The following is a 23,928-nucleotide window of genomic DNA, read 5'->3' as shown; positions in this document are numbered from 1 at the left end:
GACTGATACATCAAGGAATGGTTTAGCCTGAGGGAGAGCCACGATGACGGGCGAGCTCATCTTGTAGCGATTGCAATACGCTCGACTGATGTCCGCTACGCCAGATCAGATGAGTTCGCACGCGGGCAAGTTTGGATGGCAGCGGCAACGCTTTCACCAAGCTCTCTACCTGGACGGCTTTGAGCACTGCCTGGGGCATGATCGCTACTCCGGTTCCAGCTGCCGCACACGCTGAGATCGCATGGTACGAGGCCAGTTCAAGCACGCGGCGCGGGACGATTTCACAGGTCTGCAGCCAAGACTCCAGAACTCGTCGGTATGAGCAACCTTTGGCGAAGGCGATCACCGTCTGGCCGGCGAGATCGCGGGCATGGGTCACGTGGCTATTCTTGGCAACGATTAGCGTGAGCTCTTCGATGAAGGCTTCTTGGTTATCAAGGCCAGCCTTCGTGTAAGGGTCAGAAACGAAGGCCGCCTCGATGACACCGCGATGCACCTGGGCAATCAGGGCGTCGGACGAGCCGGATACCAATTCGATCTGCACATCAGGAAAGCGCTCGTGGTAGCTCGACAGCAACGGTGGGAGTCTGGCTGCGGCGGTGCTTTCCAGCGTGCCGATTCGCAGTGTTCCTTGCAGTGAGCCTCGCTTGAGCGCTGTCTCGGCTTCAGTGAACAGACGCAGCAGCCTTTCGGCGTACTGGTGCAGCAGCTTGCCCTCGTCTGAGGGGATGAGCTTGCCACTCTGGCGATGAAACAGCGTTACGCCCAGGCGTTCTTCCAGATTCTTCACGCGGGTGGTGATGTTGGACTGCACGCGGTTGAGCTGGGCAGCGGCATTGGTGATGCCGCCATAGTCGACCACTGCTTTGAAAATCTGCAGGGAGTCTAGATCTAGGTTTCTCAATTCAAGAATCCTGTATGCCAATTATTCATCACTTGAGAATTAGACAACAGCATACACTCAGACGGATCGGGGATCTGCTTTGGGAGCCCCGCACGTCGGTAAGCCTGCTTGAGGCTGGAGAAAAATGCATGCGAAAGATCGGTCTGATAGGCGGCATGAGCTATGAAGGGTCGGCGGTGTACTACCGTGCTCTGAATCAGGGTATTAACAAGCGCCTAGGTGGCCTGCATTCCGCTCAGGTGCTGCTGCACTCAGTCGACTTCCAGACCATTGTCGACAAGCAGAAAGCAGGCGAGTGGGAGCAGGCTGGGCACCAACTGGCAGAGGTGGCAGAGAGCTTGGAGAAAGCCGGTGCGGACTGCGTGATGATCTGCGCTGTCACCATGCACCTGGTTGCAGATGCGGTCATTGCCGCAACTCCGTTGCCCTTCATTCACATTGTCGATGTGGTGGCCGAGCGTCTGAAGTCGGCAGGACATCGCAAGCCCTTGTTGGTAGCGACCCGCTACACCATGGAGAATGGGTTCTATCCGGCCCACATGGAGAAGCACGGCATCGAGGTGATGGTTCCTGACGTTGAAGGCCGAGGCCAAATCCACGACATCATTTTCAATGAGCTCAGCCTGGGTATCGTGCGCGATGAGTCGAGAGCCGTGCTGGTGTCGCTGATCGAGAAGGCGAAAGCAGACGGTGCCGACTCGATCATCTTCGGATGCACGGAGATCTGCCTGATCCTCGAGACTGACAAGCTTCCACTTCCAGGTTTCGACTCGACGGCGATCCATGTGGAAGCCGGCATCGAGTTCGCCCTAGGCAAGTAACCTGACCAGCATCCTGAAGGGCGGGAGATGGGGTGTGAGCTAATCAGCCTTCTTCCAGCGGCTGAGGACGACGAATTGCTCGGCGACTGGCCAGATGAGTTCGCGGCCCACCTCACTCATATGCAGACGATAGTCACCCTACCAGCAGGTGCGGTGCCATTGGCCAAGTCTGCTCATGCCCTCCATCAAATTTCGCCTTGCCAGCGGCGCTGGCAGTTGGCCACATTCTACCAATACGTACTGGGGTGTGTCGCATAGACAAGAATTTGATAGCCTCCTACTATTTTGGAGGATTCACATGACAACCAATGCCCAGTCGAAGCTAGCTGCACGGTATGGCGCACCGGAGGTTTCACCGCTTCAACAGTGGAATGAGACGATCGACCAACTGCTCGAGCACCGCAGCGTACGAGCGTTCACTGATCAACCTTTGCCCGACGGTACGATTGAGGCCCTGATTGCCGCAGCACAGTCAGCCTCTACGTCATCCAACCTCCAAGTCTGGAGTGTTGTCGCCGTTCAAGATTTTGACCGGAAAAGCCGTCTCTCGAAGCTCGCTGGAAACCAAACCTACATTCGTCAAGCGCCTCTATTCCTAGTCTGGCTTGCCGACTTGTCCAGGGTTTCGCGCGTTGCAGAGCAACACGGGGTAGAGCTGGAAGCGTTGCCTTACCTGGAAAGCTTGCTGCTGGGCACCATCGACGCAGCGCTGGCAGCGCAGAACGCTGTTGTAGCTCTGGAGTCGCTTGGCCTGGGGAGTGTTTACATCGGCGGCATCCGTAACGACATAGAAGGCGTTGCCAAAGAGCTGAGACTACCCCCACAGGTCTATCCCGTTTTCGGCCTGTGCGTTGGCTACCCATCCACTGAACGACCTGCCAAGGTGAAGCCGCGACTGCCTCAGGAGGCAGTGCTCTTCCATGAGGTCTACTCAGCGGTGGGCAAGCAGAATGTCATTGCTGAATATGATGAGCGCCTTGGTGCCTTCTATGATCGGGAGGGGATGAAGGCTGGTAGCTGGTCAGAACAGGTAGTCAGCAGACTAAGTAACGTTTCGAGCCTGCATGGGCGCGAGGAGCTTTTGGGTAAGCTGGCGCGAATGGGCTTTGGGCTGCGCTGAGAGTTGTAGCTTTTGAGAGTGACTTGATAGTCGTGGAGCCATCATCAAATCAAAGTGATGCGGCGCGATGAGCACGACAACACAGCCAGCCGCTTGGGATTGCAGACAAAAGAAAGCCCGCTGCTAGGCGGGCAAGGTCTATCACACGTAGGGATAGCTGGAGTTTCGGGCATCGCATGTGAAAAGAGCGTGAAGATAAGGTCAGCAAAGTGCTGGCGTTCGTAGTTGACGTTTTCAACGACCGAGTGCCCAGTTCCTGCCGTCCGTATGCCTGCTTAGCGAGAACCCCTGACAATTCGGGATATGGTTCGCTATCTCGTACTCACGCCAATCCAGCATTGCCTCACCGTCGATTACCTGGGGCCTTTTCTCTAGAAGCCAGCGCACGGTGTTCATGACCTGCCCATGTGAAAACACAACGATGTCAGAGGCCGACTGCTCTGCCAGTCGCTTAAGAAATGCACGAACCCTGGTCACTAGGTCGATGAAGGACTCAGCACCTTCACCATCAGAAAAGGCAGGATCTGATCTCTGCCAATAGGAATCGACCCAGCCCCGCCGCTGTGCGAGCGTCGTATCTACACAGCGTGCTGGCGCCAGGTAGGTGAATTCGTGAACCAGCCAAGTTTCAAAAGCAGCATCGGGATAGAGTGCCGTGGTGGCCAGCGCGGTTGCTTGGGCGCGAAGGAATGGTGAGGCCAGAATAAGGCCAGGGGCGCTGGTGATCGACTGAGCGACGATACGGGCTTGCTCCAGGCCTTTTGCCGGCAAAGGAATGCTTGCGTGATCCCTAGTTGGCTCGCCAGCGTTGGCGGCGCTCTCGCCGTGGCGTATCAGCCTAACGTTCTTCATTGACTATCCTTCCTTGGCTCACATTGCTTGGAATGCGCCATGCTGGCATGGCAACGTGTGGGATAGCCATTGCGAAAGTGAGAGATCGTGAAAAGACAGCTCTCTCTGGCAAAATGCCTAGCAGTCTCTTCGTTGTCTCTGGAGGAAACCTGTGCTGACAGTCTCGGCGTTAATCGTATTGGCCCAGGAAGCACCTCAAGATCTGATGCGCTGGTCGAGCTTCGTGGCGCAGACGGAATTTGTATGGCAAGACACCACCCTAGTATCAGACGCTGAAGGGTGGCAGTCACTCTGGTTTGAGATGGAGACCGTCAATGGCCTCGCATTGGCCGAATGGGAGGAGGACGGATCTCCTCAACACTGGTCGTACCGTTGGCGTGAAGGGTATCAACTAGATGCGAGAGGGCTGATTGCGGAGCTGCTTCAATTGCTTGTCGATGCTCCGAGAGTCTCCTGCCTCACCAGCCAAGCGCGGCCATAGGTAAAAGAAAGCCCGCGGTTAGGCGGGCAAGGTCTATCACACGTAGGGATGGCTTCAGTGCCTCCCATCCTCCGTGAAAACTGAGTGAAGGAAACCGAATCAGGTGACTGGCATTGTCAGGATGATCTTTCCTACATTGAGTGAGGCCTCCATTTTCCGGTGAGCATCCGCGGCTCGCGCCAATGGGAAGGTGCTATCGACCACAGGCTCGAGACTGCCTCCTCCCTCGAAACGATCGAGCCAATGTTCGCGGAAGCGTCTGACCATCGCATGCTTTTCAGACTGTGTACGGGACTTCATCACCGTTCCGATGATCTGCAAGTGGCGGTAAAGGACGTCTTCCAGCTTGAGACTTACCTTACCCCCTCCACCCAGAATGCCTACCTGTACCAGGCGACCACCTTTAGCGAGTGACTGAAGGTTACGGGTGAAATACGGTTCACCGACGAAGTCGATGATGACATCCACGCCTTGACTATCCGTGTGCTGCGCGACCACCTGGGCGAAGTCCTGCGCTTTGTGATCGATGGAGAAATCAGCACCCAGATTCTCCACCCGGGACAGTTTTCCAACCTCGGCGGTGGCGAAGACCTTGGCGCCTGTGGCGTAAGCAAGCTGCACAGCTGCTGAACCAACGCCACCAGCAGCGGCATGGATGAGTACCGACTCACCTGGTTTCAGCTTCGCCAGGTGGATCATTGCTTCGTGAGCCGTCACAAAGACTTCCGGGATCGCTGAAGCATGCACGTAGTCGAGATCGGCAGGAATCGGCATCGCCATGCGGTAGTCGATACGCGCGATTTCAGCATAGGCGCCGCCACCCACAACCCCCATCACTCGATCGCCGACCTGATAGCCTGACACCTCACTTCCGACCTCGATCACCTCACCCGAGATTTCCAGGCCGATGATCAGCGAGTCGCCGAAATTTGGACGCCCATAGCCACCGGTACGATGGGTTAAATCAGCTCGGTTGACGCCGGCGGCGTGCACGCGTACCAGCAGGTCGGCGGGGCGGACTTCCGGCACGGGTACATCACTCACCTGGAGCACTTCAGGGCCACCAAAGGTTTCAAAGGTGATCGCTTTCATGGTTTCAAAGGCTCCGAGTCAACGAGGGTGGATTGGGCGATGGCAGATGCAGTGATCGCTGCAGGAAATCCTGCATAGAAGGAGAGGTGGGTAATGGCTCCTGCAAGCTCCTCACGCGTAATGCCGTTGGCAACAGCGCGCCGCAAATGGGCCGGCAACTCATCTGAGTGACCACCAGCAATCAGTGCCGCGATGGTGATGAGGCTCCGGTCGCGTGGTGACAAAGAGGCGTCGCCCCAGATTTGCGGGTAAAGCGTCGACTCAATGAGTTCCGAGAGTTTCGGCGTGAAAGCCCTGGCCGCCTCACGAGGGCTTGTAAAATTGAGACCTGTCATGAGGGCTGTTCCTCAAACCTGGCTGATGAATTTGTTGGTGAGGTAGTGCTCGATACCTTCGATGCCGCCTTCCGAGCCGTGACCGCTTTCCTTGATGCCGCCAAAGGGCAGCTCTGTGGCGACGATGCGGTATTGATTGATCCCGATCATGCCGGCCTCCAAACCATCGGCAACATCGATGGCCGTCCGTGCATTGGTGGTGAAGGCATAGGCCGACAGGCCATAGGGCAAGCGATTCGCCTCGGCCAATCCATCCACCAGGCCATCGAATGGCATCACGATAGCGATGGGGCCGAACGGCTCTTCATGCATGATTCGAGCGTCCATCGGCACCTCCGCCAACACTGTTGGCGCGAAGAAGAAGCCCGGGCCAGGCAAGGCCTCACCGCCGGCCAACACCTGAGCCCCCTTGGCCACGGCATCAGCCACCAGTTCCTCCATCTTGTTCAGTTGTCGCAGGTTGGCGAGTGGCCCGACCTGCGTATGGGGGTGCATGCCGTTGCCGACCCGCAGTGCTTTAGTAGCAGCCACGAAGTGGTCGACGAATTGCTCGTAGACACCCCGTTGAACCAGGAAACGGGTTGAAGAAATGCAAACCTGGCCGGTACCGCGAAAGCGGTTGGCGACGCCCTCCACCGCAGCGCGTTCCACATCGGCATCGTCGAACACCAGCACTGGGCCATGGCCACCCAACTCGAGCGTGATCGGCTTCACGCCATCGGCTGCGCGACTCGACAAAAGACGGCCAATGGGCACAGAGCCCGTGAAGGTCACTTTGCGAATAATCGGCGAGGCGATCAGCTGGCTGGAGACCTCATCGGGCACACCAAACACGATCTGCAGCACACCTTTCGGCAGCCCGGCATCATCCAAGGCACGAGCAAGGGCGAGGGCAGTGGAGGGGCTTTCCTCACCAGGTTTGAGAATGACACTGCAACCGGCGGCAAGCGCGGCAGACAGTTTGCGCGCCGGCGTAATTGCTGGGAAATTCCAGGGTGTGAAAGCAGCCACGGGGCCTATTGGCTGGCGCTTCACCAGTTGCAGCACCCCGGGGCGGTTGGCTGGTACCACACGGCCATCGATGCATCGAGGTTCTGAAGGACAAAGTCGGAAGCCAGCTGGCGGTGATTGCCGAAGAACTCATTCATTAGCAGAGCGGAAGCAGTGTGAGGTTGAGAACATGGCGCGAAAAAAACGGCAACCAGCCCTCCCTGATTACCCTCTCTATCAGCAGGCCATAGAGGCCATGCGATACGATCTAGCGAAAGCGGATGGGAAGCCTGAGGCTGAGGTGGAGCGTCTTCGTATCGAGGCTCAGCACGCATTTCAGACAGTCACCGATTACCAACTCGAAGCGCTCGGGGGCCTGTCTCCGACTCGGCACTAGGACTGATCGACTAAGTACCGGGGCTCCATCACAGGGCATAGGTCTCGTGCTGCCATCCTTGCGTCAAACAAGCTGGCGCTTCAGGGTAAGTGGATTGCCTTAAGGGACATGACTCCGATGAAAGATGCGTTTCAGGTAGGATGGGAGAGCCTCTGCAGCCCAGCTCGGGACTGCATCTGACCTGCTTGAGATCCACCCATGAACGGACACTCGAACACCTTCATCGACCTTGATCGTACTTTCTCCAAAATCCCCTTCGACTCTGATGCGTCCGACGATGTTGATTTGAGTGGTCGCCATAGCAGCAGCGGAGACCTTCGCTGGCCAGACCTGCTTCAGCACCGCCGAGTCATACTGCTGTCCGAGGCGGGATCAGGCAAAACCGCTGAAATCCGGAATGTCACTCGTCAGCTCCGCAGCGAAGGGAAGGTGGCCTTCTTTCTACGGATCGAGAACGTCTCCACGGATTTGGAAGACGCAATCGAGGAAGGTGGGTTCGATGAGTTCGAAAGCTGGTTAGATTCGGGCACCGAAGGTTGGCTGTTCATGGATTCAGTGGACGAAGCTCGGTTGAAAGATCCGAGGGATTTCGAGCGCGCAATCCGTAAGATTGGCCGTTTGACTCAACGCTTAGGGGCCCTGGCGCACATACTCATCACAGGGCGGAGCACAGCGTGGCGTGCCAGGACGGATCTAGCGATCTGTGAGCAGAACTTTGCCATTGAGCCCATAGCCCAGCAAACACCTACTTCTGAGTCTGATGTGCTTGCCGACTCAGCGCACGCGGTATTAACTAAATCGAAGTCAGGTGTGTCGTTCCTCGTAGTGACTCTCGACGACATTCATGGGAAACAAGTCGAGCAGTTCTTAGCCGCCACTGGCGTCGAAGATGGGAAAGCATTTCACGCTGAACTTGAGCGTAGGGATGCATGGTCACTGACGACGCGCCCCTTGGACTTCTTGGAACTCGTCGATTATTGGCAGACACACCATCGTATAGGCTCGCGCCTGGAGCTGATGAAAAGCAGTATCGATCGTCGCCTGGAAGAGCGAGACCAAAATCGCGCCGAGATCAAGCCTATCGCACCAGAGAAGCTTCGCGAAGGCGTCCGTCTCATAGCTGCCGCGACTACATTTGGACAGATCTCTGCCGTCCGCGTCCCCGATGGCGACGCCAACAAAAAGGGTATTCCAGTTCGATCTGTCCTTAAGGACTGGAATGACGCAGACGCTGGTGCTCTGTTGACCCGCCCGATTTTCGAGCCGGGCATTTATGGAACGGTTCGCTTTCACCATCGCACTGTCCGTGAATACCTAACAGCGGAATGGCTTCACGAGCTAATTCGAGATGCAGCCTCTCGCGTCAAGATCGAGAATCTGTTCTTCCGCACCCAATACGGACTACAGGTAATCAACCCCTCGCTGCGTCCAGTCTTGCCTTGGCTGGCACTATTGGATAATCGCATTTGCGCACGGCTGGAGGAGGTTGCTCCAGAGGTATTCTTCGAGGGTGGTGATCCAGGCCAGCTCCCATTAACTACTCGCCGGAACGTACTGCGTAAAGCCTGCGAGCAATTGGCGCAGCCGGCGCATAGCTGGTCGATGACTGACTACTCAGCGGTGCAGCGATTCGCTCACCACGATCTCACTGAAGACATCAAGGACTTGCTGGCGCTCTACAGTTCCAACGACGATATCACCTGGTTCCTTCTGCGAATGGTTTGGCAAGGGGAGGTCATAGGAGCACTCGCAGAAGCCAAGCAATTTGCCCTCACCGCAATGCACAAACACACGCGCATAGCCGCCATCCGCGCCGTGATCGATTTGGGTACTCCCCAGGACGTCGCAGAAGTGCGCCAAGGGTTGTTGGCTGGTGACAAGGAAGTCAACCGGGAATGGTTGGCAGAGCTCGTAGATAAATTGCCGCCGAACCACGGCTCACTTTGTTGGCTGCTAGAAGCGATCGGACGTGCCGCTAAGAAGGAACGATACGGCGGTAGGGACAGCCTTGCGTTGAACCTGTCATCCTTCGTCGCAGACTTACCACTGGAGCTTCTCCCTACCTTCATCCGTGGGCTAGGAGAGCTCTTAGCCAAGCCGCCTACCAAAGATCACGGGTTCATCACCATCTCGAAAAGATACATCTGGCTTGCCGAAATTGCTGGTCAATGTGTGCTCCGACTGATCCATGAGCGAGATCCCTTTGCCCTCGATGCAGCCGCCCTAGCCATTTTGAGCAAGCTCGCGCTAGCCCATGTCTACGATGAGAGGGATATTCGAGAGCTAGGCGAGAACCTCAGAGCAACCGTGCCCACTTGGCCTGAACTGGATTACAAACTCTTCTGGTATGACGTTGAGGTTGCCCGGAAGGGGCGCGTGCATCGCAACGAAGCCGTAATCAACGTCTGGCAGCTGATCGGCTTCCGGCCATTTTGGACGTTGAACAGGGAGAATTTCTGTTTCACCTGCGACCAGATTGTTAGCCTCGCTGACTTTCAAGATCGCCACATGGCGATGAGTATGGCCGTTGAAATCTTCAAGCAGCATGGTAGGCCGGCTGAGTGGGAGATTCTGCTTCGGAAGGCCACTGAATGTGACGCCGAGTTAAGCAACAAGCTGGAGCTCATGTTGAATCCTCCGGCGCGACAGGTCGAGGCATGGGAGATACAGCAAGCCCAGTGGAAAGAAGAAGCGGCCCAGCGAGAGGATGAGGAAGCGAATCGACGTCGCGAGTGGCGTGAAGGGCTTGCTGCAGATGTAGAGTTGATTAACAGCCCCGAGCCGGGCGTGATGACTCGCCGTCAAGCTTATCTCCTGGAGCAGATGCGTGATGGTACGTCATCCTCAAGTACATGGAGCAACGGCAACTGGCAGTCACTCGCTCCAGAGTTCGGAATGCCGGTCGCTCAAGCGTTTCGCGAGGGTGTAATCAAATTCTGGAGGGGCTATTGCCCGCAGCTCCCATCCGAAGGTGCCCCGGCGAATACCACTCCTTACCAGGTGATTCTGGGGTTGACGGGGCTTGCTATCGAAGCCAGGGAGGAGTCGTCCAGTTTCCTCCAAATGTCTTGTAGGGATGCAGAGTATGCCGTTCGATATGCCCTGCTTGAACTGAATGGCTTCCCAGAGTGGCTACCTAAGCTTTTCGAGCACTGGCCGGAACCGCTTCTAGAAATCGTAGCACGTGAAATCTGTTACGAGCTGGGTCAGCCATACTCGGACTCTGGTGGCAATCATGTCCTACGTAGGCTGCGTTACGGTGGCGAATGGATGTATGAAGCGCTGTCAAATCCGCTCATGGCCCGTCTTTCCCAACCTGTGAAAACCCTGGAATCCCTTCAACTCGGATTAAGCGTCGTAGTGGAATCTTCGGTCAGTGATCAGGCACTCGCTGTGCTTGCCAGCGAGCGTGCTATGGCAGAGAGCGATCTAGATATAGCACCGTCTTGGTATGCTATGTGGATTGGATCAGAACCAGCTAAGGGCATCCCAGCACTGGCCACGCGTATCCAATCCCTGACGTCAGAGGATGCAATGGCGCAATTTGCCATGCTCTGCCTGATCGCTATCGTTGGTAGTCACAATGCGCGCCGCTGCAGGCAGAATTACAAGACGGTGGAGCATGCCAAGACGCTCTATCTACTGGTTAACGAGCACGTTCGTATCGCAGATGATATTCGTCGCGAAGGAACAGGCGTCTATTCGCCTGGCCTCAGGGACGATGCACAGTATGCTGGAGATGGACTTCTAGCCTTCATTCAAGAAACACCCGGGAAAGAAGCGTTCCTGGCCTTGGAAGAAATTGCCCACGCACATCCTACAGAGAGCCTTCGCCCCTGGAGTGCATTTTACGCTCAGCAGAAAGCCACGGCCGACTCGCAGACAGCGCCTTGGCCTCCGGAGAAGGTCATCGATTTCCATGACTCTCTGGAATGCACTCCTTCCACGCACCGAGAGCTTTGGAACCTAGCGATTGATCGCTTACTAGATTTGAAGCACTTGCTGGAAGAGGGTGACTCAAGCTGGGCAGAGCTTCTGCTGCCTTCAAGCCAAGAAACCTCGGTTCGCAAATACATCGGGGACTGGTGTAGGGAGCGCACTGCAGGCCGCTACAGCGTAGTCCAGGAGGAACAGCTTGCGGACGACAAGCGACCTGACTACAGGTTCCTGAACACCCAGTTCGATGCCCCCGTACCGGTCGAACTGAAGCTCTCGCAGAACTGGAAAGGGCCGCAGCATTTCGAGCGACTTGAGAATCAGCTATGTGGGGATTACCTTCGCGATGACAGGTCGAGCTGCGGAATCTTTTTGCTTGTCAGCCGAGATAGTCAAACCAGGTGGGAGACCCCAAAGGGTGATCGAGTCGGTTTTGACGGTTTGGTAGCAGCCTTGCAGGAACACTGGCTGAGTATCGCCTCTAAATATCCTAGCGTTGAGGACATAAAGGTCATCGGCATCGACCTTACCAAGCGGGGAGGACAGGCAGCAGCCAAAGCCATCAAAGCCAACCAGGCGAAAGGCAGCTTGAGCGAGGAGGAGTAAAACCATGGCCGATTCCATAGAGGGCGAGCGTCAACTGCGGCGGCTGCTTTGGGCTCTATCCGCTCTTCAGCCTGGCGATCCCACAGCGAAAGGTCTCCTCCAGGAGCTGCAAGCAGTTGAGCAAGATTTGGATGATGTAGCTCCTCCCTGCAAACATCTCCTCGACCAGGTCAGTACGTCGGCTCACACCTCAGGCCGCAGGATCGTCGATGAGCTGACCATTCCCGCGCCGTGGCGCGAGCGATTTGCCCAAGCGAGCGTCGGCTCAACGCGGTTAGCCGCAGGCCCGTACCTGCATGACCTGGAAAAGTTCGTAGATGAGTGGGAGCTAGAGATGAAGCACCTGAGGGCTCATCGGGAGGCGATGAGCAGTAACCAAAGCGAAGGTAGCTGCAGCCTTCCAGATGACCGATTCTCGATTTAGACATTCCACCATTTCTGAACCGTGCTTCTCGCTATACCTAGCTTTTCAGAAACAGACTTCTTGTCGAAGCCCTGCGCTTTCAGTGCCTGGATCGCATCAGCATTCTGCGGCTGTCTAGGCTTCCCCTGTGGCCGCTTAATGAGCTCGCCATTTGCAAACTGGCTTCTCACCAAATCCCAGCCACCTGCTGCCTCGAACTCCTGGATCTGGGAGGTCGCACGCTGCAGAACTGCAGAAGGCGATGCATCGGATTCTACGGCGACGACAAGACTGACGATTGTCAGCAAATCCAGCTGAAGGGTGGCAGCAATCTCATTGAGCTTCTCGAGCGTGGGATTCGCTCGAGCTTGCTCAAGCATCCCCACATAGGTTCTGTGGGTTGCATCTGCTAAGTCATCGTAGTCCATGCCCTGATGAGCCCTGGCTCCCCGCAACGCTCCAGCTATCGCCTCCTTGAAAAGCATGATCGCACCTGCAAAAGGCAGGATAGAGCCACGGCTTGCCTGTTTCGATAAACAGATCATGGTGATACTATCGTGACATTGCGAGCTCTACGGCCATACATGCCCGCCCACAGATCGAAGCCGCACAAGACAATCGCGGCCTCCTTGGTCACGGGTAACACACTGCATAGAGCGTCCGTGTTGAGCGCTTTGAGCAAGCTTGACCAGTGGGTTGGCCACCAGCTTCCAGAACCCAGTTTGTAACCAAGCACTAAGGCAGCGTTGTGATTAAATTTGACTGTACAAAAGTTTCCGGCAAAGTCGACTACGTCAGGGTGGTCAACCAAATGTCGAAGGGGCTCAAGGCCAACGTGAGCATAGACGGGCACGTGATACCCAATATGCAGATGGAAACTGATTTTTTCGAAGAGTTGGACGCAGGTGACCAGGTTACCCTGTACACGATCTTCAAAAATTCGAAGCAACGAGATAAAAATTTTGGAGTCTTGTATGGCTTCAAGAAAAACGACGGAAAGAAGGCGTTTGCAACGAAGTATCGGTGGCAGGTGCCACTAACCCTAGCGGTCTACGCTGTCATTGCCTTCTGCGCGGTCTTCGTAATCGGATGGCCAGTCACCATTGCTCTGCTGCGCTTCTCAGGCTTGTTCATGCCTTCAATAGCAGAGGTCACGACAATTGCCTTGGTTGAGGCCAGCTTGGCAGGAGGATTTTTCCTTTGGGGAGCGTGGAAAATGATCAACTGCACCGCTGATCCCGAAGCATGGAAGACTATGGATCCAGCATCGTTATCCGGACGCTTCAGCAAGCTTTACAAATAGCTAAATGGAGGAGGGCGGGTTTATCCGACGCGACCCTTCTCACAAGGCATGAACCGCAAGACGCCCCCCTTTGATCCCGCGGCGATCGTAGGTTAGCGTTAAAGCGTTCTAAGCGACCACAGGTGACGAGCATGCAAGCATATCGTGAGGAAGACTGGATCTAGGCAGGAAATGGTGCCCTGACACATCTGTCATGTAAGGGCATCCACAGCGGCAAGCGGAGCGCGCAGGCCAACGGCCGGAGGCGTGAGGATGGAAGCCCAGCGGGCCGCGACGCCGGCGTGCCGGTGGCGCGGTTTACGACAGCCGACCCCAGCGGGGCACGCCAATCAGTTCGTTAAGCAGATGCCCGCTGATCTTCGGTATGTGCCGTTCCACCGAAGGCACGAAGATCGTAGACCTTACGTAGCGCAGCCTCATCACTAGAATGCACCCTGGCTTGAGCGAAGGGCATCGCCAGGAAACGCTTACGTTCCTTGTCACCGACTTCCGCCCAATACCGCACACACCCATCCGCATCGGGCACGCCAAACCTGCCAAGCAGATAGCCTTCCAGGGCTGTGAGCCTCTGCTGGCCGTCTAGCAAAACCTCGCTGTTCAGCGCATAGGCGCCACCATCAGCAAACTCATACCAACCGTTCACCAAGTAAGACCCAAGATCTGAACCCATCCAGATTGAAGTGATAAACCGAACCTGCTGCTCCTCAGTCCAAACTGAAGGCCGTTGCCAGGGAGCCAGGGGATGCCCCATGGCAAACCGAGTCGCCCACGGATACTTGGCACGAGCCCTTGCGGGATCAACTGAGTAGGCCTCCAGGTTGGACGCGAGCATGTCGATCTGAAACATCTGCAGCGATGCATCCAGTTGCTTCTTGGGCATTTGAATACTGCCCGACTCATCGGCGCCGCTGAGTCGCTGAAATACTGCGTTTGATGTGAGCATTGACTGTCGTTAACTAAAAGAGGGATATCCAGACCACCTGGGCATTTCTAGTGAAATTTATCTGGGGTCTTCGACGATGTCGCAAAGATAACACATCAGATGCGATGAGCAATGCCAAGGAAGATCGGATTACCTTTTGAAATCCAGAGTTCACCAAATGCTAAATTCTGTCGATTAACAATTAGCTAAATATTGGTCAGCTCGCCAGATTTCCCACCCACGGTGCGATGGCAAGCGGAGCGCGCAGGCCTCCGGCCGGAGGCGTGAGGATGAAAGCCCAACGGGCAGGGACGCCGGCGCCAGCAGGTGGCGCTGTTTACGACAGCCGTCCCCAGCGGGGCACGCCAAGACCCACACAGTCAGTTTCTGTTTGGCTCCCCGGGAGCCTTTCTATGCGCTGGATCAACCAGGTGCTTTAAGGCTTCGCGACTCTCTAGTATCTGGTCTCGAATCTCCTCTGGATCGATCGACATAGTGCCGCGGTCAGTCACCCTTAGTGTCTTGAGGCTGTTGACCGCCTCGATGAATTGACGTTCACGCGCTATCTCTGCTTCTGACCTTCGATCCGGGAAGCAGAAATCCCAAAGGCGGAATAGAAATTTCATTGCGCACCCATGAAACCTGAATCGGTGAGGGAGCCGAATTCTAAATGATGCTGTTGATACTCGCCAGCTAATTAGCAAGTGGTGAATTTGCGGCATTAGCAACTTGATAAACTATCGCTAGCATGTCACCACCCGTCGAGTTAGTTGCTCCAGTTTCCGCGCCTGAGCTACAGTCATGTGAGGTAGCCTCACCTCAGCTCTGGTCGACTCAAAGAGGTTCTTCACCCATCACTTCCTTCCAGCATCTTGTGACTCAGCTGTCTTACGACAGATAAAGCGACCAGCAGCAAAGACAGCGCCAGAGAATCATGAGATGGCCAACATACTCACCCATGCTGCTCGACATGCTAAAGCGGAACTTGTTGCTGCAGGCATTGAAGTAGGGCACGCGAAAATCCAGGAAGTCATGGCTGCGCTCCTTGGTTACCACACCTACAGGGCACTCAAACTCGAAGAGGATGATCAAGAGCTTGAGCAGCATCTGTCCGATGCAGAGTTCATCGTTCTCAACCAGGAGCTTGGCGAATGCCGTGCTGCTGAACTGTTTGAGCTTCCAGGCGAGGTGCTGCTCAAGTGCATAGCGGCGTTGGAGGAATGCCTGCCAGCTCAGGTTCTCCCAAGCGTGGACGCCTACCTTGAGCGTCATGGAATGAACGCAGTAATCGCAGCTTTGACAAACAACACGCCACAGGGATTGCACCTTGGGCCAGATTGGAGCTCGAGGTGCAAGCTGAGCCCTGACCAACGTTTTTCATTTCATGAGCCAATCTGGGAAGTGCGTCGTTCATGGCAGGTGCATGCCGAAGTCTCATTGGAGGGCATCGCGCCGGACGATAAGGTTCGGAAAATCAATGTGCTGCTCGCTCATGCGAAAGCGGGCCGCTCTGGGTTGGTTTTAAGGGGAGCCAATCTGGTCGAGGATATCACCGCGGTTCTCGCAACCATTCCAATGGATCTGTTGGTTCAAAGGCATGACGGTTCAGTTGTTCGTCCTTGGGTAGCCGTAGTCCTCCATACCCCCCCTGGCGCTGTCCTTGGAAGCGCCTTTACGTTAGTCGATAATCCAGGCCTTCTAGAGGTCAACGCATTAGACGACGCCCTTCGTTCGACTACATTTGTGCGTATTACCGAGAGCAGTAAATGCCTACCTTACCACATAAGCAAGCTCGAGATCGATTATTCCATCAGGTCTAAGAAGTTGATCCAGATGGCTGAGATTGCTGGAATCAATGTCACATACAACCCTCGCCGGCTTATGGGAGGAGGATCGGCTGAGCGGATCCTTCAGATGACCACGAAATTAGGGAGGGGTGAGGGGCCGGTAGCGTATCGCAGGAATCCAAAATCGGACGTTATGACTCTCGCGGATTTCGCAGAGCGCTTTCAAAAATACTGTGAGATCTCTCTCCGGCAGTTGACGAACTATCATCATGTCGGCCACCACACTGGCAATGTCCTAGCGGAACCAAAGTAGACAGATACGAGCACAGGCTCAAAACCGAATGAAAGGCGGGGGGGAGGGTGGATGAACTCCTCACACATAGAAGTGATGGCACCGCGTAAAGGTGCACGAAAAAAATTCTCAATACAACTCAAGTTCTCAAAAAATCATCCGTTTATGGGTAAAGACACACTATCTCAACTGAGGATTTAATGAATTTTAACATCAGCACCGCACCAGGCACTCACAAATTTCAACGTCAAATTCGCCGCTGGCGCGAAAATGATTCTAATAAGCACTGGGACTGTGCGATCAGGGGCGTAGGCGAGGGCGGTGTAAGGCTTGAGTTTGACTCTCATGGCCTTGAATTCGGCTCAGCGGTCGCCTATGAACTGGCTTTCTACCTGGCCGAAGCGATCTCCATCGTGGGGCAGTCCAGCGCGGAGCTGACTACGGCAGTGGCCAGAGAAGATGAGCCGCTACTGAAACGGAAATACAGACTGTTTCTGGACTGGCATTTGAACGCAACCGGTGAGATCCCCTTCGGTAAAGCTAGCACCGCACTCATGCCGTTTCCCGAGGGCTATGCAGGAGTCTCTATCCAGACAGTCAGACCTGGTGGTGTTGAAATGGAGTTCGAATGCTCTAGCTATTCATTTTCGAAAGATGACGCAGCCTGGATTATGGAGAAACTGCTTGAGGCAAACGGGCAAACGCTTGAAAGTTATGAACGCCACTGTCTCTTTGAAACACTGAAGCGCCAGGGTCACAAAATCCGCAGCTGACATCCGAGGTACAATCATGAGCGCTGGACACCTTGTGAAGGCGCTCAGATACTCGATGGCAAGCGGAGCGCGCAGGCCTCCGGCCGGAGGCGTGAGGATGGAAGCCCAACGGGCAGGGACGCCGGCGCTAGTCGGTGACGCTGTTTACGACAGCCGTCCCCATCGGGGCACGCCATCTCTGATCAACGCAGGGCAGGGGATCTTGATCAAAAGTTAGTGACCAAGATCCGCCGAGTCAATCACCGGGCGGTACCTCTTTAACCTTTCTAATGGCTGGATCTACGAGATACTTCAAGGCCTCACGACTCTCTAAAACCTGGTCGCGAATCTCCTCGAGATCAATCGACATTCCGCCGCGGTCAGTCGTTCTGAGGGTCTTGAGGCTGTTAACAGCCTCGATGAATTGACGCTCACGTGTTATCTCGGCTTCTGACCTACGATCAGGAAAAAACAAAGTCCAGAGCTTGGAGAATACACCCATATCTCAGCGAGCTCGGTATTTGGGGTGCCACGCATAATACCGAGCGAATACGTTATCACTCGTGGATCCGCGAACCATCAGGCGAAAGTGATCAAATGGCAAAAATTCTGCCAAACGCATCAACGAAGTCTCACGCAGCCACAGCAGAGAAGCATTTCGAAAAGGAGAGTCATCCGGAACCTCAACGCCCAGATTTTCCAGATTCATCACTACCTGATTGCAAATGGATTTGAAAATGAGGTTCGCATGCCTACTGCTAATACCACCGCGGCCGCTCTGAGTAGAAATTAGTGGTGTCGGATCGAGGCTAAGGGGTGTCATATGCGTTCCCAGATAAGTTCGAAACCGCGCAACCCATCGCTCAACATATTCTGATGGTATCATAACATGCTTCAATGCAGGAAAATGCGGAACATCCAGCCTGTAGGTGCCATCATCTTTCCTGCACAAAGACTTCATAAGAATGACCTTGCCGAACAGTTCAATCTCGCTTGGCTGCAATTGCAGATAATAAACTGTAATAATCATGAATAGCTTTCGCTCAAAACCTGGATCCGCTTCAGCCATTGCCTCAGCCACTGCAACGAACTCCCGCCACTCAGATGCATTAAAGCACCTTTTCCCTTCATGTACGGCGTACAAAGGTGCATATTGTCTTGACCGGTGAAGCTCATGTGCTGGGTTTTTATCAAGAACGTCTTCTCCGGCTAGGTGCAAGTAGAATTGGTTGATCACTGTCATTACTCCAGCAAGTATCGACGAGCTCGTAATTTTTACTTGGTCGCCCTCAATCTGCGACGTGCTCAGGCTCGGCCTAAAGGGTCTCCAAGCCGGATTCACAACCATGGCCCTAGAGCTTCGTTTAGCCGAGGCGCGCATTAGACGCTTTTCGGGGCTTTGTGCAATCCAATGATCTGGTGGGCACAAACAAAAATCCATAAAGCAACGAATATCAATTTCATCAAGCTCCGTTACTGGTTTCTCTAGGACCAGCAAACACCACAACAACAACCTCTCAGCCGCTGCACGATAAACGGTATACCGGGTAGCTACCGCATTGGCCTGTAGGAAACTCTTAACCCAAGCATAGCTTTCTAAAGGCCGTGCTTCGGCTGCGCAGGCCTGAAGCTGAGAGAGAACATATGGAGACTCATATTCTAGGCTCTCGGCATCCAATTGCAGGATTTCTTCAATCCCGAAGAAACAAGGGAATGGAATGTTGTTCATTTTCTCTTCCTTGGAAAGTTATCACAGGAATCAGCCGCGATCCTTCATACCAAGCTTCTTTATGGAGTAAGCGCGCTGATCATCCTGACTGCTGTAATAGACATTCTGAGTAGTCGAAAGGCTGCTGTGTCGGAGATCGGCTTGCAAATCCTTGGGATCACGGAAAGGCGCATCGAATGTTGCTGCGGTATGGCGCAACCAATGCGTAGAAGCCACACGCAGATTTTGGATCTCACCTTCATGACGCCCCTCTGCGACCATACGGCTAATCGCAGTATCAAAGACTGCGCGCATGATGATACGAACCATCCTAGTCGACAGGCCGGCTTTTCCGTCAAGCGTCATCAACAGTGGAGTGGTTTCGTTAGGAAAGGGTAGGGGGTTTAACCCCAAAAACTGCCTGTACCGTTTAAGGTAGCATTCGACATAGTCCGTCCGGACTGCGATTTTTCCGATTTTATTACCCTTGCCAACCGCGTGAAACCACCAATTTCCGTCGTGATCTAAGCGAAAATCCCCCATGGAAGGCTCCCAATTATCTCTCCCGCAGACATCGGAAACCCGGAGGTACATAGAAAACAAGGTGGAAGCGATGAACAGAGTGCGCTCATGCCGCACTGGATCCGAATCCGCCATGACTTCAGCGGCCTCGAGCACGTATTCCCATTGCAAGGGAGTAAGCGCGCGTGTCGTCTTTACTTGAGCAGAGCGACCCTTGAATTTGGATTTCTGCTTGATTGCTCGAAATGGATTTACGACAGCACATATCCCTTCATCGATGGCGTATTCAAAGAAGCTGCTACAGACCGAGAACACTTGGGCGATGCTGCCGGCTGTCAGGTTGTAATAGCCACCCTTGGTGGTTGTAGCGAAGGGACGCCAGGCAGGGTTCGGGATCAAAGATCCGCCGTCGACCGCATGCCCGCGAAGGTAGCGATTTCTTACTACTTGACCAACCCAGACCTCCGGGGGATTCATACAGAACTCTAGGAAAGCCTCGGCGTCCGAACGTCGTAACTCAAGCAGCGGACGCTGACAAATCAGCAGCGACCATAACAAAAGCCGCTCCGCATGAGTACGATACGAGTTGAATGTTGCTTCATTGCTTGTGTAGGACTGCAGAAAGCCTCGTACTGCGCCATAGCCTGCCTGGGCATCTGCTTGGGCAGGGAATTCGCTCAGATACCGATGAACCGTGAGTGCGACCTCATCATCAGTCTCAGTGGAAGATTCGATAAACCACCGGTGGGTACTGAACAATGGCAACAGTGCACATGGAGCTGTCTTCATGTCACTGACCATTTCCGGTTCTGGCACTTATCGGAAATGGACGGCTTACGCTCCTCTTTAACGCTCCAGCCAACTGTCCACAGCGAACCATATAAAGCCTCATGAAAAAACAATACAGATGCTTAAGTAAACATAACTCAACGCAGTTCACAACCCCTTCACTCGAAACACGGGAGAATATTTGCACCGGAGTCGATAAATAATTATTGATATATTGACGGACAGCTCGCGATTTAGCGATGGAATTAGGGCCTCCCATCCCTGGCACCATCCGTCAGATCCGCTGGCAGGGCTCTTGAAATCAAGCCGAGCACATGCTCATATAATGAAGCTTCTTCGAAGCTTCACTCCCAAGCCACTTTCTCAAACATACCCCCCTCCGTCCTAGATCATTAAACGACAATTGAAATGATCACTTTTAAAACATAACCGCCTTCCCGGCTGCGAGCAGGGCCTACACGGATCAGCCGCAGCTTTCCGGAAGTGTTTAAAAATGATCATTTACTCGCCCCCCCTCAGCAACCTAATTTGCAGCACAACACTCGATAGTGTCGCGATCATTTTAATGTTAAAAATGATCAGCAACCGACGACTGAAGCCGCAACCCATCAGGGGATGGCACATGCGCGTGTGATAATTTAAAAATGATGATCACTTAGCGGAGTAGGTCGGAGTGCAACCACAAGCACTTTCATGTTTACTCAACTAAATGAATATTTAGTTGAGTAATTATTGGATTTGGCCTTGAAACCTCCGACAAAGGCGAGGGCTTCACTGCTCAGGAGGCACCTCCGAAACTGGAGAATAGCTGCGAGATTGCCCCGAGATGCACCTCCTGTAAAGCAATCCTGGCGCGCACCAACTCTATACCTTTCGGCTCATTCATCAGTGAGCGATAAACGAGGTCGTATTTGGTCTCCTGTAAGCAGTCTCGGAGACCTAGCAAGCAGGCGTAACACTGTATGCCGCGAATAAGTGTAAAAATGATGATCATTTTTTACTGATACGGACTGACTTCAATTAGACCTCATTCGGCTCCTCCTGCGCGAACGCCTGACCCGAATGGGCGTTGTCGCCCTGTACGCGCTATTTTCTGGACGGTATTGCGCTTAGGGTGGCGCTGGTAGGTGTGTTACCTCAGTGGCAAGCGGTGTGTGCACTTCTGGTCTGGGGCCTTGTTAGGGTGTCGATCATTTTTAAGATCCGATCATTTTCTGATGGAAGACCGGCACGCCCAGTGAAAATCCGCATGCTGTGTCTAGACTTGGCCACTTCTCATCATTTAGGCACACAATGATCAAAATACCTCCCGCAATTCTGAGCGATGGGCTTGCAAAGCATGAACTTAACCAATTGATAAATATGGAAAATCTGCTGGCGCACATCGTCAATCGACATGGTCAAAATTTCCTGAGCGTCACAGTGATTGGCACGTTTTTGGTGCCAGGTGAATGCATGGCGATCGTAGAGGTCGACGATGTGGTCAGCTGATAGATGGTGGGACATGGGAAGAGAGTTTCCGTGAGCGGTCTACAGAAGGACGCTGTATGCGGTTCGTGGGTTCGAATGTACCCCAGGGTGGTATCGAACTGGAAATACCTAGATGCGCATAATGTGTATTATGTTAAATAGTGGGTAAGCTTGTTGGACTGAGCGTGTCACCAGCCCCCGGAAACAGACTTCGCCTGATTAGACCATATACCCCTCGAATCAACCCGTTACGTTCCATACCTCCAGTACCTCCTCAGCTTCACCAGCCCACCATCCCTGATCGCCCGGTTTGAAAACCATAATCCAGCAGCTAGGGATCCCATCCGAAATTTAATCGTCTAGTTGAGCCAGCGCTCTCGGGCTACAGTTGAAACTGAAGTTTCACTGAACTGAACTGAACTGAACTGAACTGAACCGACGACTGCCCCATTTTAGTCTTCTCCTGTCATACCGGTGCTGTGCTCGACGATCGGCGCCATCGCGTAAGCCAGCGCTCAGGACAGCCCAAGCCTATTGACTATTGATCCCCGCGTCTCAAGCGGCCTGAATCTGATTCCGCATCCGTCAACATCCTTCGGCGTCTACAATTTACATCCATGCGCTGGCACTCCACGGCCGAGCTCTGGCATCTCGTCTATGCAGCCTGGGCCAGGCTGCCAGATTAGAACGCCTGCAGGCAGCCGCAGCCGGTGATCCGACCACGTTGCGTGCTTAGTGGCCTTAGCGTGTTTACGGTCACCGCCACGATCAACGACGTCCGCGCACGGCTCGGTACCCTAGAACCCGCACTGGAAGCATTCCAAGCCTGGCGCCTCGGCATCGACTTTCTGGCCAAGCAGTGCCAACGGCCGGAATTCACCCCAAGGCACTATAAAGTCGCATGCCCGATACTCGAGACGATGCGAGAGAAACAGAGACTCGTGAAGCGCTCTCAGGAGCAAGTGTTCTGAGGGAGATAAGGTACTTGTTTAGCCCGACTGATCAATAACCTGGAAAGCACTGTGAAAACAGAACCCTAAAGGCGCGATCTCACTTCAGTTCCAGCCCATAAAGAGCTTGATACCGTCCCATGTACCGCCCGTGAAGACGCCTTTTTTCCACCATCCTGACCTATTCAGCTCAACATGGTGAATGAGGGACACGATGTCAGGGGACAATTGTCGGCTAGCCATCGTGACTGTTCCTTTTCGCGAATACTGCGCGCAGCTGTTGTTCCTTCACACAAGCTCCCTTGAACTAAGCCTTCGATTATTGTTTTCGCATACATCGTTTTCACATTCGAGAGATGGTAAGCGGGGTCATCGGGCCGGGCAGTAACAGAAAATTGCCGCCTGTAAAACGTCAGACACCAGAATAAAGCTGTATATCCATACAGATAAGAGATTCACACCGTAAAAAGGCTCCCCTCCTTCAGCAGAAGCACTCCGTAGTCATAGCTCGAAGCCTTCGATGCCCTGAAGCCCAATGATTCCGGACGCTCCAGGCATTTATAAAGATTTTGTGCTGATACGAGCGCCCTCCTCCAAGGCGTCTTTGGAAGCCGTTCTGTACGCTGGCAAAACTAACGCTGTATGTGCGTACAGGGTATCCGTCATGTATTGCGAAGCCTAGATGACTGCGCCGGGAGCAGATTACTGATGAGGCCACCGCTCACCATACGCTCTCATTCCGGTGATTCAGGCATGATGGTAGATTGCCACTCTTGTAATCGGACTAGGCTCTGTCTGAAATCCCAAGAAACTGAAATGTGGCCGCGGAACAGCCTGGGTTCGGTACAGTCGCCGACCATCAACGGAAAGGAATTCTGTGATGGCAAAGCGTTATGAGCTCTCTGATGAAGCGTGGGAGGTGGTCGCCGACCTCTTTACGGCAGTCCACGTCAGGGGCAGGCCCCGCAGCAGTGATCGCTTGATGCTCGATGGTGTTCTCTGGGTGCTCTGCTCAGGAGCAGCCTGGCGAGATATGCCCGAGCGTTTCGGGTCTTGGGCGACTGTCTATCACCGCTTCCGAGTCTGGCGAAACCGCGGAACGTTCGATCAGATGCTCAGACGATTGCACCTCAGACTCAATGACAAAGGCTTGATCGATCTCCACACCTGGATGATCAATTCGACCGTTGTTAGAGCAACCCGTGCTTCATCTGGAGCGCGGAAAAAAGGGGGCCTGACGAGCCTGCCGATCACGCTCTAGGCCGAAGTCGTGGCGGCCTGACAACCAAAATCCACATGCTCTGCGACGCCAGCGGGATACCGTTGCGCTTTCTCCTCTCTGGCGGTCAAGCCAGTGACATCAGCTACGCCCAACCACTGCTGGACGAGGTCAGCATTCCATCGAGCCGACGTGGCCGTCCGCGCAAGCGCTGTAAGTGGCTACTTGCCGACAAGGGCTACGACGCCGAAGCGCTACGCCGCTACTGCGACCAATA

The 23,928-nt window shown here is 54.3% G+C and carries 16 protein-coding genes and 2 pseudogenes; 8 read left to right on the top strand and 10 right to left on the bottom strand.

Annotation, left to right across the window (positions count from 1 at the left end; all coding sequences use genetic code 11):
* Positions 1–22: 22 nt before the first annotated feature.
* Positions 23–904 (bottom strand): LysR family transcriptional regulator, encoded by an 882-nt coding sequence (locus FS777_RS05670; protein ID WP_145254345.1) that lies wholly within the window; start codon positions 902–904, stop codon positions 23–25.
* A gap of 128 nt (positions 905–1,032) precedes the next feature.
* Here FS777_RS05670 and FS777_RS05665 point away from each other — a divergent pair, with 128 nt between their 5' ends.
* Together FS777_RS05665 and nfsA are read left to right on the top strand one after the other, a co-directional pair.
* Positions 1,033–1,725 carry an aspartate/glutamate racemase family protein gene (locus FS777_RS05665; protein ID WP_145254342.1) on the top strand — a complete coding sequence of 231 codons (693 nt, stop codon included), beginning with the start codon at positions 1,033–1,035 and terminating at the stop codon, positions 1,723–1,725.
* Positions 1,726–2,023: 298 nt separating this feature from the next.
* Positions 2,024–2,845, top strand: a complete 822-nt coding sequence (nfsA, locus tag FS777_RS05660) for an oxygen-insensitive NADPH nitroreductase (protein WP_145254338.1) — start codon at positions 2,024–2,026, stop codon at positions 2,843–2,845.
* A gap of 234 nt (positions 2,846–3,079) precedes the next feature.
* On the opposite strand, the gene FS777_RS05655 is transcribed toward nfsA, so the two are convergent.
* The 4 genes and pseudogenes from FS777_RS05655 to FS777_RS05635 form a co-directional block, all read right to left on the bottom strand.
* Positions 3,080–3,697, bottom strand: coding sequence for a histidine phosphatase family protein (locus tag FS777_RS05655; protein WP_145254335.1), 618 nt, complete (start codon positions 3,695–3,697; stop codon positions 3,080–3,082).
* Positions 3,698–4,277: 580 nt separating this feature from the next.
* Positions 4,278–5,270, bottom strand: coding sequence for an NAD(P)H-quinone oxidoreductase (locus FS777_RS05645; RefSeq protein WP_145254329.1), 993 nt, complete (start codon positions 5,268–5,270; stop codon positions 4,278–4,280).
* Positions 5,267–5,605, bottom strand: a complete 339-nt coding sequence (locus FS777_RS05640; RefSeq protein WP_145254325.1) for a carboxymuconolactone decarboxylase family protein — start codon at positions 5,603–5,605, stop codon at positions 5,267–5,269. The genes FS777_RS05645 and FS777_RS05640 overlap by 4 nt, the downstream gene beginning before the upstream one ends.
* Positions 5,606–5,617: 12 nt before the next feature.
* A pseudogene (locus tag FS777_RS05635) lies at positions 5,618–6,706 on the bottom strand (NAD-dependent succinate-semialdehyde dehydrogenase); the annotation flags it as partial.
* Between the two features lie 484 nt (positions 6,707–7,190).
* On the opposite strand from FS777_RS05635, the gene FS777_RS05625 reads away from it, so the two are divergent.
* Positions 7,191–11,534: an NACHT domain-containing NTPase gene (locus tag FS777_RS05625; protein WP_145254319.1), complete on the top strand. Its 4,344-nt coding sequence runs from the start codon at positions 7,191–7,193 to the stop codon at positions 11,532–11,534.
* A gap of 4 nt (positions 11,535–11,538) precedes the next feature.
* On the top strand, positions 11,539–11,958 hold the full coding sequence (locus FS777_RS05620; RefSeq protein WP_145254316.1) for a hypothetical protein: 420 nt from the start codon (positions 11,539–11,541) through the stop codon (positions 11,956–11,958).
* On the opposite strand, the gene FS777_RS05615 is transcribed toward FS777_RS05620, so the two are convergent.
* Positions 11,955–12,422, bottom strand: coding sequence for a helix-turn-helix domain-containing protein (locus FS777_RS05615; protein WP_145254610.1), 468 nt, complete (start codon positions 12,420–12,422; stop codon positions 11,955–11,957). The genes FS777_RS05620 and FS777_RS05615 overlap by 4 nt on opposite strands.
* A 263-nt stretch (positions 12,423–12,685) precedes the next feature.
* On the opposite strand from FS777_RS05615, the gene FS777_RS05610 reads away from it, so the two are divergent.
* Positions 12,686–13,240 (top strand): hypothetical protein, encoded by a 555-nt coding sequence (locus tag FS777_RS05610; protein WP_145254313.1) that lies wholly within the window; start codon positions 12,686–12,688, stop codon positions 13,238–13,240.
* 337 nt (positions 13,241–13,577) lie between these two features.
* On the opposite strand, the gene FS777_RS05605 is transcribed toward FS777_RS05610, so the two are convergent.
* Positions 13,578–14,183 (bottom strand): DUF262 domain-containing protein, encoded by a 606-nt coding sequence (locus tag FS777_RS05605; protein ID WP_256675156.1) that lies wholly within the window; start codon positions 14,181–14,183, stop codon positions 13,578–13,580.
* Between the two features lie 918 nt (positions 14,184–15,101).
* Here FS777_RS05605 and FS777_RS05590 point away from each other — a divergent pair.
* The gene (locus FS777_RS05590) at positions 15,102–16,262 is read left to right on the top strand and encodes a hypothetical protein (protein ID WP_178091248.1); all 1,161 of its coding nucleotides are present in this window, start codon (positions 15,102–15,104) and stop codon (positions 16,260–16,262) included.
* 179 nt (positions 16,263–16,441) lie between these two features.
* Positions 16,442–17,014: a hypothetical protein gene (locus tag FS777_RS05585; RefSeq protein ID WP_145254301.1), complete on the top strand. Its 573-nt coding sequence runs from the start codon at positions 16,442–16,444 to the stop codon at positions 17,012–17,014.
* A 484-nt stretch (positions 17,015–17,498) separates the two neighbouring features.
* Here the strand turns inward: FS777_RS05585 and FS777_RS05575 are convergent, their stop codons facing one another.
* The 3 genes from FS777_RS05575 to FS777_RS05565 form a co-directional block, all read right to left on the bottom strand.
* Positions 17,499–18,722, bottom strand: coding sequence for a hypothetical protein (locus FS777_RS05575; protein ID WP_145254295.1), 1,224 nt, complete (start codon positions 18,720–18,722; stop codon positions 17,499–17,501).
* 30 nt (positions 18,723–18,752) lie between these two features.
* Complete coding sequence (locus FS777_RS05570) at positions 18,753–20,012, bottom strand: integrase (RefSeq protein WP_041506453.1); 1,260 nt, start codon at positions 20,010–20,012, stop codon at positions 18,753–18,755.
* Positions 20,013–21,290: 1,278 nt separating this feature from the next.
* On the bottom strand, positions 21,291–21,518 hold the full coding sequence (locus tag FS777_RS05565) for a hypothetical protein (RefSeq protein ID WP_145254292.1): 228 nt from the start codon (positions 21,516–21,518) through the stop codon (positions 21,291–21,293).
* 1,794 nt (positions 21,519–23,312) lie between these two features.
* On the opposite strand from FS777_RS05565, the pseudogene FS777_RS05560 reads away from it, so the two are divergent.
* Positions 23,313–23,928: pseudogene (locus FS777_RS05560) on the top strand (IS5 family transposase); the annotation flags it as partial.

The sequence above is a fragment of the Pseudomonas sp. DE0157 genome (assembly GCF_007678615.1).
Lineage (GTDB): Bacteria > Pseudomonadota > Gammaproteobacteria > Pseudomonadales > Pseudomonadaceae > Aquipseudomonas > Aquipseudomonas parafulva_B.
The sequence above is the reverse complement of the archived record's forward strand: the minus strand, read 5'-3'. Positions and strand labels throughout refer to the sequence as shown.

Excerpts from the sequence above, each read along its gene's own strand:
- FS777_RS05665 (WP_145254342.1), top strand. The coding sequence starts at position 1,033 with ATGCGAAAGATCGGTCTGATAGGCGGCATGAGCTATGAAGGGTCGGCG.
- nfsA (WP_145254338.1), top strand. The coding sequence starts at position 2,024 with ATGACAACCAATGCCCAGTCGAAGCTAGCTGCACGGTATGGCGCACCG.
- FS777_RS05655 (WP_145254335.1), bottom strand. The coding sequence starts at position 3,697 with ATGAAGAACGTTAGGCTGATACGCCACGGCGAGAGCGCCGCCAACGCT.
- FS777_RS05645 (WP_145254329.1), bottom strand. The coding sequence starts at position 5,270 with ATGAAAGCGATCACCTTTGAAACCTTTGGTGGCCCTGAAGTGCTCCAG.
- FS777_RS05640 (WP_145254325.1), bottom strand. The coding sequence starts at position 5,605 with ATGACAGGTCTCAATTTTACAAGCCCTCGTGAGGCGGCCAGGGCTTTC.
- FS777_RS05625 (WP_145254319.1), top strand. The coding sequence starts at position 7,191 with ATGAACGGACACTCGAACACCTTCATCGACCTTGATCGTACTTTCTCC.
- FS777_RS05620 (WP_145254316.1), top strand. The coding sequence starts at position 11,539 with ATGGCCGATTCCATAGAGGGCGAGCGTCAACTGCGGCGGCTGCTTTGG.
- FS777_RS05615 (WP_145254610.1), bottom strand. The coding sequence starts at position 12,422 with ATGCTTTTCAAGGAGGCGATAGCTGGAGCGTTGCGGGGAGCCAGGGCT.
- FS777_RS05605 (WP_256675156.1), bottom strand. The coding sequence starts at position 14,183 with ATGCTCACATCAAACGCAGTATTTCAGCGACTCAGCGGCGCCGATGAG.
- FS777_RS05590 (WP_178091248.1), top strand. The coding sequence starts at position 15,102 with ATGGCCAACATACTCACCCATGCTGCTCGACATGCTAAAGCGGAACTT.
- FS777_RS05585 (WP_145254301.1), top strand. The coding sequence starts at position 16,442 with ATGAATTTTAACATCAGCACCGCACCAGGCACTCACAAATTTCAACGT.
- FS777_RS05575 (WP_145254295.1), bottom strand. The coding sequence starts at position 18,722 with ATGAACAACATTCCATTCCCTTGTTTCTTCGGGATTGAAGAAATCCTG.
- FS777_RS05570 (WP_041506453.1), bottom strand. The coding sequence starts at position 20,012 with ATGAAGACAGCTCCATGTGCACTGTTGCCATTGTTCAGTACCCACCGG.
- FS777_RS05565 (WP_145254292.1), bottom strand. The coding sequence starts at position 21,518 with ATGTCCCACCATCTATCAGCTGACCACATCGTCGACCTCTACGATCGC.